Genomic DNA, 13744 nt, shown 5'->3' with positions numbered 1-13744 from the left:
CTCGGTTCACGGCCAACTCGCACTCGGCAGTCGCCGACGATTCAACGCCCTTCGTCGACTCTGGGTCCGGATCTCGATTCGATGCGGATCCAGAGCAAGAACCTGACGACGAGAACTGAGACGGGTCCTCGCGTCCTACGCAGTGATGGGACGATGACGGCCGTCGGCCCGAATCGAACAGCGGTGCCCTTCGCCATCATGGACGGGACGCTGATCGCTCCCTCGAGCTCCTCGAGCGCCGACGGGCCGCGGTCGTGATCGGGCTGGAAGGCTGCGCGGGGCGGCGCCGGCCACACCACGGTGCGCTCTCGCCGACGATGCCCCGATGCGAACTCCTAGTCGGCGCCCGACGGATGACTGTCGATGCCCCATAGGCCCTCCACGCGTCGAGATGCCCTCGGGAGGAGCCGGAGCCGGACCGCCGCTCGGCCGCGGGCAACGCCCGCCCGGCGGACACGGCAGATGGCACGTGAGCTCCTCCACGAGCATCGGACAGGCACGCAGACCAGGTTCCGGAGATGACGCGTCGATCGCCTGTGCGCTCGGTCGCCAAGCCGTCCGGCGATCATGCGGCGCGGTCTAGCGCGAGACGGCCTTCAGCCGCAGCGCCGGCCGCTCGATCGCGTAGTAGGTCGCTGCCGAGAGCGCGAGCGTCACCGCCCCCACCACGAGCGTGTTGAGGGCGAAGCCCGCGAGCGTGTCCGGGAGCACGAGGCCCGCGCGGCGGAGGAAGCGGATCACCGGCAGGTGCCAGAGGTACACGCTGAACGAGATCGTGCCGAGCCAGGCGATCCAGCGCAGCTCGAGGAACCGCGTCACCGGGCCGAGGGATCCCCCGCGCCGCGGCAGGGCCACGAGGAGCAGGAGCGTCGCGCACGAGGCGGCCACGATGCTCTCCTCGAACGCGCCCACGGGCGCCTCCGAGGCGACGACGATGAGCGCGGCGGCAGCGATCCCGGCGGGCACCCGCCAGGCGGTGACGCGGTCGCGCAGCGCCTCGTCCGCGGACAGGGCGAGCAGGACGACCGCCGCCGCCATGCCGTAGGCGAAGAGGTCCGCGTGCACGAGGATGCTGCGGTTCGCGACCGCCTCCCACGTCACGCCCCACTCGCTCGCGAGGCGCCCGCGGTGACCTAGCGGCGCCTGCGCCATCATCGACCACACCTTGCCGGCCACGCCGATCAGCAGGAGCACGGCCGCGGGTGCGAGGGCGCGGATCCACGTGGCCCTCCCCCGCAGCAGCCGCGCCGCGAGGAGCGCCACGACGGGCAGCACCACGTAGAAGGACACCTCGACGGCGAGCGTCCACGCGACCTCGATCCCGCTGCGGAGCGTGCGCGGTGCGTAGCCCTGCAGCAGCAGCGCGTTCACGATCGTGTCGACCGGTCCGAGCGTGCCCACTGAGATGCCGGCGTCGCGGGTCTCGCGCGGCAGGATCGCGATGCGCAGCACGAGGCTCACGAGCAGCAGCACCACGATGTATCCCGGGAAGACGCGGAGGACGCGGTTCGCGGCGTAGCGCGACAGCCGCGGCATCGCGCCCCCGTCGACGAGTCCGCGGGCGAACGGCAGGAACAGCAGGAAGCCGCTGAGCACGAAGAACAGCGTGACGCCGTGGCTGAAGAAGGCGACCTCGCCGACGAGCGGGACGTCGGTCGTGGGCCGGGCCAGCTGACGCTGCACGTGGTACAGCAGCACGGCGACGGCGGCGACCCCGCGGAGCCCCTCGATGCCGGGCAGGAGCATGCGCACGCGCGCGGGTGCGGACGTCGGGGTCCCGGTCATGTCGGCCTTCCCGGGTCGGTGGAGCGGCGGTCGTCCAGTCTACGAGGCGCGCCATCGGGGGGGGGGATCTGCGGCCGGGCGGCGCACGGCACGACGGCCGCCGCCCGGAGGCGACGGCCGTCGGCGCGCGCTCCCCATCGAGCGCGGGCTCATCCCTCCGCGGGAGGGGCGGGCTGGGCGGGCGCCGCCGGAACAGCGGGCGCCTCGGGTGCCGTGGGCGCCGCCGACTGCGTGGGCTTCGGTGCCGGCGGCACGTACGGCTTCTTCGTCAGCGTGCTGCTCGGGGCGGGGAAGCCCTCCGCCGGGTAGCGGTCGTCGATGAATGTCTGCAGCGGCTTGAAGATCCGGTGACGCGCGCTGTCCGCGGCCGAGCCGTTGAGGACGTTGCGGCGCATGGACACGAAGCCCTCCACGTTGCCGACCCAGACGGCCGTCGTGACCGCGGTGGAGGACCCGACGAACCACGTGTCCTTCGAGCGGTCGGTCGTGCCGGTCTTGCCCATGATCTCGGTGCCGTCCCGAGGGTTCGACGCCGCACCCGTGCCGCCCATGACGGCCTTGAGGGTGAAGGCGGCCGTGTTGGCGACCTCGGGGCTCATGGCCTGCGTGCACTCGCTCTTCGGGGTCACGAGCTCGGACTCGTCCGGGAGGACGACCTTGTCGATCGCGATGGGCGGGCACGTCGTTCCCTGGTTCGCGACGGATGAGAAGGCGGTGGCCATCTGGAGCGGGGCGACGTTGTTGCCGCCCGAGCCCACGACGTCCGAGGGCTGGTTCGAGACAGGCTGCTGCGGATTGGCGTTGTACACGCCCATGTCCCTGGCGGTGTTCGTGATGTCGCAGATGTCCAGCTGGCTGGCCATGGCGATGAACGCGGAGTTGACGGACGCCACAGTGGCCTGGAGGACCGTCTGGTTGGAGGTCGCGCCGGTGTTCGTGTCATTCGTGACGGGATAGGGATCTCCGCTCAAGCGATCACCACACGCGGTGAACTCGCTCTTCTGCCACGTCGTCTTGGACGCGTTCACGGTCTGGTAGACGGACTTGCCGCTCTTCAACCAGTCGACCAGCGTGAAGATCTTGTACGTCGATCCCACCTGGAAGCCCCGAGAGCCGCCGTGCGCGAAGTCGGCGGAGTAGTTGACCTCGGTGATGCCGGGCTGCTCGCCGACCCCGTAATCCGTGTTCTGCGCCATCGCGATGATACGGCCCGTCTTCACCTCGCGGGAGACGACGGATCCGCCGATCTTCGTGAAGCGCGCGGTCGTCGGCACCTGCTTGCGCATCTGCTCCGCCGCGTTGCCCTGGATGTCGAGGTCGAGCGTCGTATAGACCTGCATGCCGCCGCGCTTGAGCAGAGCGTCGCGATCCGCTCGCGTGTCGCCGAATTCATCGTTCGTGAGGATCTCGTTCTTCACGTAGTCGCAGAAGTACGCGGCCGAGATCGGGTTGGCCTGGATGCAGCCGCTCGTGGAGGGCGTGATCGTCGGCGTGATGGCCGCGGCCGACGCGGTGTCGTACTGCTCCTGCGTGATCTTCTGCTCCTTGAGCATGTTCCTCAGCAGGAGGTCGCGGCGCTCCTTGTTGCGCTCCAGGTTGTCCGGGTTGTCGATCTTGAAGACCTCGGGCGCGTTGACGGTCGCGATCAGGCTCGCGGCCTGCTCGAGGGTCAGGTCGGCGGCGGAGACGTTGAAGTAGTAACGCGCCGCGGACTCGATGCCGTAGACCCGGCTGCCGAAGTTCGCGATGTTGAGGTACGCAAGGAGGATCTCGTTCTTGGAGTACTTCTTCTCCACCCCGATCGCCATCCGCATCTCCTTGAGCTTGCGGGGCATGTCGGGCTGGGTGGCCTCCTTGAAGGCCTTGCGTCCCTCGGCCTGCGTGGCCTCGTCGGAGGAGTCGACCATGTTCTGGGCCTTCTGCACCAGGACGTTGCGGACGTACTGCATCGTGATGGTGGAGGCGCCGGACTGGACCTCCTTGTTCAGCACGTTCTGCGCGAGGGCGCGAGCGGCCGAGAGGACGTCGACGCCGCCGTGCTCGTAGTAGCGGGGGTCCTCGGTCGCGATCGCGGCGTCCTTCGCGTACGACGAGACGGCCTCCCACGGGACCTCCTCGCGGTCCTGCGAGAAGAACTCGGCGAAGGGCACCTGCTGGTCGCCCTGCTTGGCGAAGAGCACGGTCTTCTGCGCGAGGTTGTCGATCTGCAGGTTGTCCGGGATGTCCTCGAACACGCCGATGGTGCTGTTGGCCGCGATGCCGGAGACGGCGATGGCGGGGGTCACCATGGCGGCGACGAGCACGCCGGCGATCGTGCTCATGCCGACGAGTCCGAGGAACGCGCCCAACCGGGTCGAGATGGTCAGGTCAGTTTTCCTCATGGTACGAATCTAACCCGCGCCCGGAGGCGCCACATCCGCCTCAGGGAGGGTCTCAGCTCCCCGTGGCCGAAATGTGATGAGTGCACTCGCGATCAGGCGGCGCTTGCCTCGCCGATGGCCAGATCGCGCACGGTTCGGAGCGTCTGGATGCGGTGCTCGAGCGTCGTGGACGACGGCGCGACGATGAGCTCGTCGGCTCCCGTGCTCGCGAGCAGGCGCTCGAGGCCGATGCGCACGGCGTCGGGCGAGCCGATGGCCTGGCGGCGATCGCGCGCCCCGATGATCTCGCGCTCGAGGTCGCTGAACGCGTATGCGGCTGCCTCAGCGGGATCCACGGGCTGGGGCTTCCCGCCCTGCCGCATGCGGAGCCACGTGATGCGGCCGGCGCGCGCCTCGCGCTCGACGACATCGGGGTCCTCGTCGGCGATGACGCTCACGGCGATGGCGCTGTGCGGCGCGGCGAGGTCGTCGCTCGGCTCGAAGCGCTCGCGGTACAGCGCGAGCGCCTGCTCCGTGCGGTCGCCGGCGAAGTGGTGCGCGAAGGCGAACCGGATCCCGAGGGCCGCGGCGACCTGCGCGGAGTAGCCGCTGGATCCCAGCAGCCACATCTGCGGGCGGTCGCCGAGCCCCGGCACGGCCGTGATCCCCCGCAGCGGGTTGTCGTCGGCCATGCCGCCCGTGAAGAAGCCGACGAGGTCGACGAGCTGCTGCGGGAAGTCGTCGACGCCGAGGCCCGCCTCGCTGCGGCGGAGCGCCATCGCGGTCGCGCCGTCGGTGCCGGGAGCCCGGCCGATGCCGAGGTCGACGCGGTCGCCGTAGAGCGCGCGGAGGGTCCCGAACTGCTCGGCGACGACGAGCGGCGTGTGGTTCGGCAGCATGACGCCGCCGCTGCCGACGCGGATGGTGGAGGTGCGGGCGGCGATGCCGGCCAGCAGGACGGCCGGGGCGGAGCTCGCGATCCCCGGCATGCCGTGGTGCTCGGCCACCCAGAACCTCGAGTACCCGGCGGCCTCGGCGGCCTGCGCGAGGCGGATGCTGCCGGCGACGGCGTCGGCGTTCGTGCCGCCGAAGGGACGGGGAGCGAGGTCGAGGACGTCCAGGGGCACGCGTTCGAGGTGGGTCACCCCGGGGAGAACGGGCGCGATCCGCGGCGCATTCCCCGCCGAGGGCGCGTTGCTAGGCTGCGCCGCGATGGATCCCGCCGCCCCCGCTCCGCCGCCGGACGCGCCGGCCGAGGGCACCGCGACCGGCCGTTCGACCTGGGGCGCGAGGCGGGACCGCGAGCGCCGACTCATCCGCCGGCGGCAGGCGACCCTCCTGCTCCTGGCGTACGTCGCCCTGATCGGGCTGGTCACGCTCACCCCGGACAGCGTCGACCGCGGCGTCTACCCCTACCTGATGCGCGGCGTCGTGTTCGTGCAGCACCACGGCATCCCCGGGTTCCGCTACTCGATGATCGAGGAGGTCGCCAACGTCGCCCTGTTCGCGCCGCTCGGCATGCTCGGCGTGCTCGCCTTCGGGGCTCGGCGCTGGTGGATCGTCGTGATCGCCGGGACCACCATGTCGGCGACGGTGGAGCTCGCGCAGGGCGCGTTCCTGCCGGCGCGCGTGGCGTCCGTCACCGACGTGGCGGCCAACGGCGCAGGAGCTCTCCTCGGTGCGACGACGGCGGCGCTCATCGCGGCCCGGACGCGACGACGCGGGCGGATCCGGTCGTGATCGGATCCGCCCGCGTCGGGTCGGGAGCGGCGTCGGGCGTCAGGACGCGCGGCGACGGCGGGCCGTCGCGATGCCCGCGGCCGCGGCGCCGGCGAGGAGCAGCCCGCCGCCGGTGATCGCGAGGCCGATGGGCAGCGTGCCGCCCGTGACGGGGAGCGAGCCCGCATCCGCAGCCGTGCGGGTGCTCGCCGGGACGACGGAGACGATGCCGCACCAGTGGTCGCCCGACGCGGCGGTCTGGTTGGCGCGCCAGGTGCCGGTCGCCGTCGTCGGGACGACGAGCGTGCCGGCGACGGAGCCGTCGGCCGCCGCGGTGACGGATGCCGCGGGGTCGCCCGCGGCGGCAGGCGCGCCGGCCGCGGCGGAGAGGCGTACGGCGACGGTCTCGCCTGCGGTGAAGGATCCCGCGACGCCGGCGATCCGGACCGACTCGCCGGGGGCGACGGCCGCGGGGGTGACGGACATGCCGCTGCAGGCGACGGTGGAGTCCTTGGGGACGTAGTTCTCCGCCTGGGCGGCGACGGGGACGGAAACGGTGATCGCGAGCGCGACGAACGCGCCCGCCAGGGTCTTGGCGAGCATCTCGGGTGTGCCTTCTCTGATGCGCCCGGGACGGACGTGCGGGGGGCACGACGGGTATCGCCTCGGAGCGGTGGTGTCCGCGGCGCGCGATTTCGGGTCGGCGCCTTCAGGCAGACAGCGGGTCGGGTAAACCCACGATCGAGATGCTAGCCGCGTCCGCGGCCCCGCCGAGGCGCACGGGCGGGATCGGCCCCGGACTGGGGTCAACCGCCGCCCGGTCACGGCACCCGGAGACGGCGGAAGGCCCCGAGGCGGATGCCTCGGGGCCTTCCGTCGCTGGGCTCCGCGAGGGAGTCAGGCGACGCTGTGCGTGATGTGGATCAGGCCGTGGCGCGCTGGCGACGGACCGTGGCGAGCACGACCACGAGAGCGGCACCGAGCAGCAGCAGGCCGCCACCGGTCCAGATGAGGACGACGGGCAGCTGGCCACCCGTGACGGGGAGGCCCGCGGCGCCGTCGGCGCTGCTGCCGCCGGTCGCGGTGCCGTTGCCGGCGGCCGCGACGACCGAGATGGTCGTGGAGACGGTGTTGCCCTGGGCGTCCGTGCCGGTGAGGGCGTAGGAGCCCGCGGCGGAACCGGCCGGGAGGGTGACGGTGACGCGGAGGCTGCCGTCGTTGGCCGAGGTCTTGGTGATGGAGTTGGTCGTCACGGCCATGGGGGCCGTGCGGAAGGAGGCGAGCGTGGCGTTGGCCGCGTCCTCACCGGTGATGGTGATGGTGACGGGGCTGACGGGAGCGAACGAACCGGGCCCGAAGGACAGGACGGTGCTCTCGCCGGGCGCGACGGTCGGGTCGCTGACGGAGACGCCGCCCTCGGGCGTGTACGGGTCCGCGTTCGCGGCGGTGGCGACGGTGAACGTCGCGGCGAGGGCGATGGCCGCCCCGGCGAGGATCTTCTTGAGCATGTGGTTCCCCCAGTGTGAGTTGCGCGTGGTGCATAGGGGCCACTAGCGGACTCGGGTCCGCCGTCGATCATTCCCCCACTGAGGAGACTACTGGGAAGCGTCGCAGGACAGGGATCGGAACTCTGTCGCGATCGTGTCAATTACCGGGGTGGTCACGATGGAGAGGGGTGTGTCGGTCTTTTTGTCCCCCAGCGTGTCCACCGTTATGCGGACCTCCTGACCGGGCTTGAGCGTCACCTCGACCTGGGCGACGGCCCGCCCGCCGACGATCTCCGGCTGGAACTGCGTCTCCTGGCCGTCGATGTGCACCCGCAGCGGCACCGTGCCCGGGGGACCGTACACCGCCACGCGCGTCTTGACGTCACCGGGCGCGACGCCGTACACGCCTCCGCCCGTGACGACGAAGGGCAGCGAGGCCGCGTCGGCCGGGGCCGTGGATCCGAGGATCACCTCGGTGCGGTAGTCCGGCCTGCCGTCGTCCCGGCACATGGCCATGGCCAGCGTGGTCCTCAGCGAGAGGAAGTAGTCCATCTTCGCGCCGGTCGAGTCGTTGAGGAACACGCCGAAGACCGTCGACTCGTCGTTGTCGGCCGGCAGCGAGCCCTGGAACGTGGTGCCGTCGAGGGTCGCCTGCTCGTCGGCGCGCGAGTTCCAGATCAGGATGCGACGCTCCTCGGCGGCGTGCCCCAGGGCCTTCACCAGCGCGGCCGGGTCCACGTCCCCCGAGGAGACCTTCGCGAACACCGAGTCGGCCACGCTCGCGAAGACCGCGTCCTGGACGTCCGGGTTCGGGTACCGGAGGTACACGTCGTGCAGGAGGAGGTCGACGGCGTCGTCGGAGCGGAGCACGTCGCCGGTCGCGAGCGTGATGGGGCCGGTGGCCTCGAGCAGGTACGAGAGGGCGACCGGGTCGATGCTGATCACGCCGTCGACGGCCTGGCCGTGCTTGAGTCGCCACATCTCGGCGGCGAGCGGCGCGGCCTGGGGGAACTCGGGCGTCAGCGTCACGTCCTGCATGTAGCGGCCGGTGATGGTGCCGTAGAGGCCGGCGGTCTGGGGATCCAGCGGCAGGGCGGGCTCCGCGAGGCGCGGGAACGCGCGCGCCGAGTCCTGGCCGGCGAGCGAGAACGCGCCGCCACCCGTGCGGACGAGCGCCAGGGCGCCGGGGATGCCGCCCGTGGAGCGCACCTCGGCGTTGTTCTGGAACATGAGCAGGTAGCTGCGGTCGCCGTCGGCGCCGAGCATTGCGGGCGCGAGGTCGGTGACGTGGCGCACTACGGCGAGCGTCTCGGCCGCCTTGCCCACCGTCTCCTTGAGGCGCGCGACGGCGTCGGCGACCGGGCGGATGGTGCTGCCGGTGTCGATGGCCGTCACGTCGGTCAGCGCCGTGTCGAGCGCTTCGTCGGCCTGGCGGACGGGATCCTGCGCGGCCACGATCGGGTCGAGGTCGAGCCGTCCGTCCTTCGGCGTGAGGCTCGCGACGTCGAGCGTGCCGGCGATGCCGACGACGGGCTGCAGCGCTTCGCCGCCGATGCGGTCGACGATGCCGGAGATCTCGCGGAAGGCGCGGAGGTTGGGACCCACGAACGGCACGTGCTCGGTGACGGCCCAGACCGGATCCCCCGTGAGCGACACCGCGCGCGCGGAGTGCTCGCGCAGCTGCGCGACGTTCGCCGACGCTCCCGCGGGGTCGCCCGCCAGGAGGTCGCTCTGCACGGAGGACGCGAGCGGCACCGCCTGCTCGAGCTCCCCGCGGGCGAGGAGGGCGCGGGCGGCGACCCACGCGATCCAGAGGACGAGGATGGCGGCGATCGTGGCACCGGCGACCGTCACGACACGACGACGCGTCCAGGGGCGCCGAGCCCGGCGTCGACGCGGCGACCGCGCGAGACCCGTCACCGAGGTCACCAGGTGGCCCCGCCGTCGGAGGAGATGCTGACGGAGTCGCCGGTGAGCAGCCAGACGTCGCGACCCGCCGCCGAGAGGGCCACGGATCCGCTGGTGGGCGCGGCCGCCGCGCAGCCGAGGACGCTCATGGCGCCCGAGGCCGGGACGATGCGGCCGACGCTCGTGCCCGCGCAGGAGCCGGTGGTGCCTGCAGTGAGGATGCCGTCCGTGCCGAGCGCGAGCGCGAGGACGCCGGGGGCGTCGATCGGGCGGAAGTCGCCGCTGCCCGAGCGGACGTGCAGCGCTCCGGATCCGCAGAGCACCGCCGCGGCCTGGCCGCTGTCGACGACCTGGACGGCGTCGTCGCACGGCGCGTCCCGCGGGCCCTGGACGAGCTGCACCGTGCCGGGCTCCGTCGGGTCGACGTACGCGGTCGTCGCCGTGAGCGCGGGCGCATCGCGCCAGAACTCGCCGCCCGTGAAGCTCTGGAGCGTCGTGCGCGTGCACGCGGCGGTCACGTCGGCGACGATGCTGCCGACGTCCGGGCTCTCCACCTGCAGGGCGAGGATCCGTCGCGCGTCGAACGAGCCCGTCGAGCGGGTGTCCCAGGTGCGGCCCTCGTCGATGGTGGTCTGGATGCGGGCGGGCTCGCCCGTGCAGGAGCCGCCCGTGGTGCGCCAGGCGACCTCGGCGTTCCCCGCCGCGAGGAAGACCGTGGGCGCGGCCACGGTCGCGCTCGGGGTGGTGCTCGGCGCGGGCGTGGGGCTCGCGGCGGCGTCGGTGCTGGCGGCGGACGGCGCGGGGGCTGCGGTGCCCTCGTCGGTGGATCCCCCGCCGGTGCGGGTCACGGCGGCCGAGACGAGGATCAGGTCGATGACGAGGAAGGCGACCACCGCGGTGACGCCGACCCCGGGGATGATGCGGCCGAGCGAGGGACGACGACGCCGGGTGCGTCCCGTGACGGCCATGGGCTTCCGGCCGTCCGGCGCCGACCTAGCCACGCGCGGCGCCCGCGGATCGAGTGGCGCGGTGGCCGGACGGACGTCGTGGGCGGCGCGGTCGCGCCTCGGCGTGAGCCGACATGGTGTCTCCCGGTGTGGCGGGCATCGTGCGGCGCGCGGGCGGCCCACCCTCGCGGGCGGCCGGATCCGGTCCGCGCCCCGCCGACGAGCCGCGACCCGCTCCTCCGGTGGAGCACGGGCCGCCGATCCGCGCGACGGGAGATGCGGGGTCGAGCGGTGGTGTCATCCGGATCGTACAGGCCCCCGCGGGGCCAGCCGGGACGACACGGGTCGACGGCGGGTCAGGGAGCGGCCGGGCTCGTGGTCTCGGCGCTGTCGGGGCGCACGTACGAGTAGCCGTACTGGCCGTACCCGTAGGCGTCGGGGCCCTTGGTCGGGAGCATGGTCAGCACCACGCCGAGCACCTCGGCGCCGACGCTGTTCAGCGACTCGATGGCCGCGTGGACCTGTCCCCGGTGCGCGCGACCGGACGACACGATGAGGATCGCCCCGCCCGCGCTCTTCGACAGCACGGCGCTGTCGGTGACGGGGAGGAGGGGCGGCGCGTCGATGAGCACGGTGTCGAACTCCGCCTCGAGCTCCTTGAGGAGCGTGACCATGGTGCGCGAGCCGAGCAGCTCGCTCGGGTTCGGCGGGATCTGACCGGCCGGCAGCACGAACATGTTGCGGTTGCCCCACGGCTGCAGGACGTCCTTCAGCTCCGCGCGGCCGATGAGCACGTCGGTGAGCCCGACCGCGCCCTCGAGCCCCAGGTAGGACGCGAGCTTCGGGCGGCGCAGGTCGGCGTCGATGACCGCGACCCGGGCGCCCGCGTCGCTCAGCGCGATGGCGAGGTTGGCGCTCGTGGTGGACTTGCCCTCGGACTCCACCGCGCTCGTGATGACGAAGCTGCGCGCGCGGCCGCCGAAGTCGAGGAACTGCAGGTTCGTGCGCAGGCTCCGGAAGGACTCGGCGCGCGGGCTGCGCGGATCCGACTGCACGATGAGCGGGCGCTCCTTGGCCTTCGGGTCGTACGCGATCCCGCCGAGGATGGGGGCGTGCGTGACGAGGCGCAGGTCGCGCTCGCCGCGGATCCGCGTGTCGAGCGTGGCACGCAGCACGGCCGCCGCGACGCCGAGCGCGAGGCCGATGAGACCGCCCAGCGCGAGGTTCAGCGGGACCTGCGGGGACACGGGCGAAGCCGGGATCCGCGCCTCCTGCAGGGTGGTGATCTTCACCTGCGGCTGGCCGTTGACGTCGAGCGGCGTGAGCTCGGCGACGAAGTCGGTGAAGCTCCGGGCCACCGCGTTCGCGATGGTGGCGGCCGACTCGGCCTGCTCGTCCTCGACGGAGATCTGGATGATGACGGTGTCGGCCGCCGCGGTCGCGGTGACCTTCGGGGCCAGCGAGTCCGCGGTCGCGTCGAGACCCAGCTGGGCGATGACCGGCTCGAGCACCGCGGGCGTCGCCACCACGTCGGCGTAGCTCTTGACCGCCTGCTGCGTGAACGTGCTGCCCTGGCTCAGGTCCTGCACCGTGCCCGCCGACTGCGTCGAGACGAACACCTTGGACGACGCCCGGTACTCGGGCGTCTGTACGAGCGAGTAGCCGGCCGCGGCGCCCACGCCGAGCAGCAGGACCAGCAGGATGAGCACCCACGACCGTCGCAGGATCCGGATGTATTCACGCAGTTCCACAGGCGATCCCCCTCGTCGATGGAGCGCCCCCCAGCGGCGCTCGAGCCCCATGCTCCCACAGCCGCGGACCCGTTCCGGTTCCCCGGAGCGGGGAATGACGCCCCGCGGATGACGCCCCAGCAACTGGGGCGGGCCCTTGGTGCGACGGTCGGTCTAGCGTGGATGCGGGTCAGGCCACCCCACCTGCCCCATGCGCATCGCCCCCCCGCTCACCCGAAGACGAGGTCCGCCCCATGCTCGATGCCTGCGTCGCCCTCCTGCCGCTCGTCACCCTGCTGGTCACGGGGGTCCTCACCGCGTGCGGCCTCCGCTACCTCCGAGACTGACGACCCGCACCGCCCGGCGACCGGGTCCGATCAGGCGAAGTCGGCGTCAGGGCCCGCGGGGTAGCCGAAGGCCGACGCGCTCGCCTCGACGGGCCGGCCGCTCGTGAGCACTCCCCCGCTCTCCGCGAGGTAGCAGGCACCGCAGAGCGACATGTACGTGACGTCCTCGCCGTCGATCGCGACCTGGTCGCCGGCGAAGATGAACCGCTCGCCGACCTGGCGCGCGTTGAAGACGGCCTTGCGGCCGCAGCGGCAGATGGTCTTCATCTCCTCCAGGCTGTGCGCGATCTCCAGCAGCCGCCGGCTCCCGGGGAACGCGACCGTCTGGAAGTCGGTGCGGATCCCGTAGGCGATGACGGGCACGTCCTGCAGGATCGCGATGCGCAGCAGGTCGTCCACCTGCGACTCGCGGAGGAACTGCGCCTCGTCGACGAGGAGGCACGCCGTCGGGCCGCCCTTCTCCTGCAGGACGCGTTCGCGGTGGATCCCGAACTCCTGCCAGACGTCCGCGTCCGGCTCGAGGAGGAAGTCCACCGGGCGACGGACGCCGAGCCGAGACACGATGTCGCGGTCGCCCTTGGTGTCGATCACGGGCTTCGTGAGCAGCACGTGCTGCCCGCGCTCCTCGTAGTTGTAGGCGGCCTGGAGCATCGAGGTGCTCTTGCCGCTGTTCATCGCGCCGAAACGGAAGTAGAGCTTGGCCATCTACCGAAGGTAGCCGTCCTCGGTGGCGCGATCGATCAGGTCGGCCCGGCGACCCGCGATCCTCCCGACGAGGCGGTACTTCGCGCGGACGCGACGCAGGTACGTCTTCGCGGTCTCGTACTGGACGTTCATCGCGGTGGCGACGGCCAGGGTCGACCGACCCGTGACGTAGAGGCGGAGCGCCTGCTCCTCCCCCTGGCTGAGGCGGGGGCTCGCGAAGGCGCGTGCGAGGGGCCCGCCCTCCTCGTGCGGCGTCCCGTCGTCGCGCCGGTGCGCGGATCGCGCGCCGGCGGCGACAGCACGGACTGCGGCCACGATGTCCGCCGTGGGCACGGGCCCGGTCAGCAGCGCGGCGGCCCCCGCGTCGACCACGCGACGACGGACCGCGTCCGTGCCCGAACGCGACAGGACCACGACGGCCGCCCCCGCCGCGCGGCAGGAGCGGATCCGGCCCTCGAGGCTGACGGCGTCGGCGAGGTCGTAGTCGACGACGACGACGTCCGTCGGGAAGCGCGGCGAGCGCACCAGCTGGAGCCAGCCCGTCGTGCTCACCACGACGTCGATCTCGGGAGCCCGGCGGCGGAGGATCGCGCAGACCTCGTCCAGCGCGGGCTCGTGGCCCATGAGCACGCCGACGCGCACGGAGTGCGGCGTCGACGGCCGGGAGGCGTCGCGCGTGCCCGGTGCGGGGTCGCGCTCGCTCGTCATGTCAGAACTTTAGCCAGCGGGCGCACCGGGACGGCATCCGGGGGCGTG

The 13744-nt window shown here is 72.5% G+C and carries 11 protein-coding genes; 1 reads left to right on the top strand and 10 read right to left on the bottom strand.

Annotation, left to right across the window (positions count from 1 at the left end):
- Positions 1–579: 579 nt before the first annotated feature.
- The 3 genes from KYT88_RS04720 to KYT88_RS04710 all read right to left on the bottom strand — a co-directional run bounded on the left by KYT88_RS04720 (position 580) and on the right by KYT88_RS04710 (position 5272).
- Entirely contained in the window at positions 580–1785 is a 1206-nt protein-coding gene (locus KYT88_RS04720) for an acyltransferase family protein (RefSeq protein ID WP_043584451.1), read from the bottom strand.
- A gap of 149 nt (positions 1786–1934) precedes the next feature.
- Positions 1935–4166, bottom strand: a complete 2232-nt coding sequence (locus KYT88_RS04715; protein ID WP_043584449.1) for a transglycosylase domain-containing protein — start codon at positions 4164–4166, stop codon at positions 1935–1937.
- A gap of 92 nt (positions 4167–4258) precedes the next feature.
- Entirely contained in the window at positions 4259–5272 is a 1014-nt protein-coding gene (locus KYT88_RS04710; RefSeq protein WP_237583789.1) for an LLM class flavin-dependent oxidoreductase, read from the bottom strand.
- Between the two features lie 85 nt (positions 5273–5357).
- Between KYT88_RS04710 and KYT88_RS04705 the strand changes: the two genes are divergently transcribed.
- Positions 5358–5885 carry a VanZ family protein gene (locus KYT88_RS04705; RefSeq protein ID WP_043584445.1) on the top strand — a complete coding sequence of 176 codons (528 nt, stop codon included), beginning with the start codon at positions 5358–5360 and terminating at the stop codon, positions 5883–5885.
- 39 nt (positions 5886–5924) lie between these two features.
- Here KYT88_RS04705 and KYT88_RS04700 read toward each other — a convergent pair whose 3' ends face one another.
- From KYT88_RS04700 to KYT88_RS04670, 7 genes are all read right to left on the bottom strand, one after another.
- Entirely contained in the window at positions 5925–6467 is a 543-nt protein-coding gene (locus tag KYT88_RS04700) for a hypothetical protein (protein ID WP_051629253.1), read from the bottom strand.
- A gap of 320 nt (positions 6468–6787) precedes the next feature.
- Positions 6788–7372: a hypothetical protein gene (locus KYT88_RS04695; RefSeq protein WP_043584444.1), complete on the bottom strand. Its 585-nt coding sequence runs from the start codon at positions 7370–7372 to the stop codon at positions 6788–6790.
- An 87-nt stretch (positions 7373–7459) separates the two neighbouring features.
- On the bottom strand, positions 7460–9205 hold the full coding sequence (locus KYT88_RS04690) for a DUF4012 domain-containing protein (RefSeq protein ID WP_237583788.1): 1746 nt from the start codon (positions 9203–9205) through the stop codon (positions 7460–7462).
- Between the two features lie 71 nt (positions 9206–9276).
- Positions 9277–10227, bottom strand: coding sequence for a hypothetical protein (locus tag KYT88_RS04685; protein ID WP_043584440.1), 951 nt, complete (start codon positions 10225–10227; stop codon positions 9277–9279).
- Between the two features lie 335 nt (positions 10228–10562).
- Positions 10563–11957 (bottom strand): tyrosine-protein kinase domain-containing protein, encoded by a 1395-nt coding sequence (locus tag KYT88_RS04680; RefSeq protein WP_043584438.1) that lies wholly within the window; start codon positions 11955–11957, stop codon positions 10563–10565.
- 356 nt (positions 11958–12313) lie between these two features.
- Entirely contained in the window at positions 12314–12988 is a 675-nt protein-coding gene (locus KYT88_RS04675) for a thymidine kinase (RefSeq protein WP_043584435.1), read from the bottom strand.
- Positions 12989–13696, bottom strand: coding sequence for a response regulator transcription factor (locus KYT88_RS04670; RefSeq protein WP_043584432.1), 708 nt, complete (start codon positions 13694–13696; stop codon positions 12989–12991). It lies immediately after the preceding gene.
- Positions 13697–13744: the final 48 nt, after the last annotated feature.

The sequence above is a fragment of the Clavibacter sp. A6099 genome (genome assembly GCF_021919125.1).
GTDB classification, from domain to species: Bacteria; Actinomycetota; Actinomycetes; order Actinomycetales; family Microbacteriaceae; genus Clavibacter; species Clavibacter seminis.
This window is presented reverse-complemented; position numbering and strand designations above follow the sequence as displayed.

Coding starts and splice junctions, on each gene's coding strand:
- KYT88_RS04675 (WP_043584435.1), bottom strand. CDS start 12,988: ATGGCCAAGCTCTACTTCCGTTTCGGCGCGATGAACAGCGGCAAGAGC.
- KYT88_RS04700 (WP_051629253.1), bottom strand. CDS start 6,467: ATGCTCGCCAAGACCCTGGCGGGCGCGTTCGTCGCGCTCGCGATCACC.
- KYT88_RS04705 (WP_043584445.1), top strand. CDS start 5,358: ATGGATCCCGCCGCCCCCGCTCCGCCGCCGGACGCGCCGGCCGAGGGC.
- KYT88_RS04685 (WP_043584440.1), bottom strand. CDS start 10,227: ATGGCCGTCACGGGACGCACCCGGCGTCGTCGTCCCTCGCTCGGCCGC.
- KYT88_RS04670 (WP_043584432.1), bottom strand. CDS start 13,696: ATGACGAGCGAGCGCGACCCCGCACCGGGCACGCGCGACGCCTCCCGG.
- KYT88_RS04695 (WP_043584444.1), bottom strand. CDS start 7,372: ATGCTCAAGAAGATCCTCGCCGGGGCGGCCATCGCCCTCGCCGCGACG.
- KYT88_RS04720 (WP_043584451.1), bottom strand. CDS start 1,785: ATGACCGGGACCCCGACGTCCGCACCCGCGCGCGTGCGCATGCTCCTG.
- KYT88_RS04715 (WP_043584449.1), bottom strand. CDS start 4,166: ATGAGGAAAACTGACCTGACCATCTCGACCCGGTTGGGCGCGTTCCTC.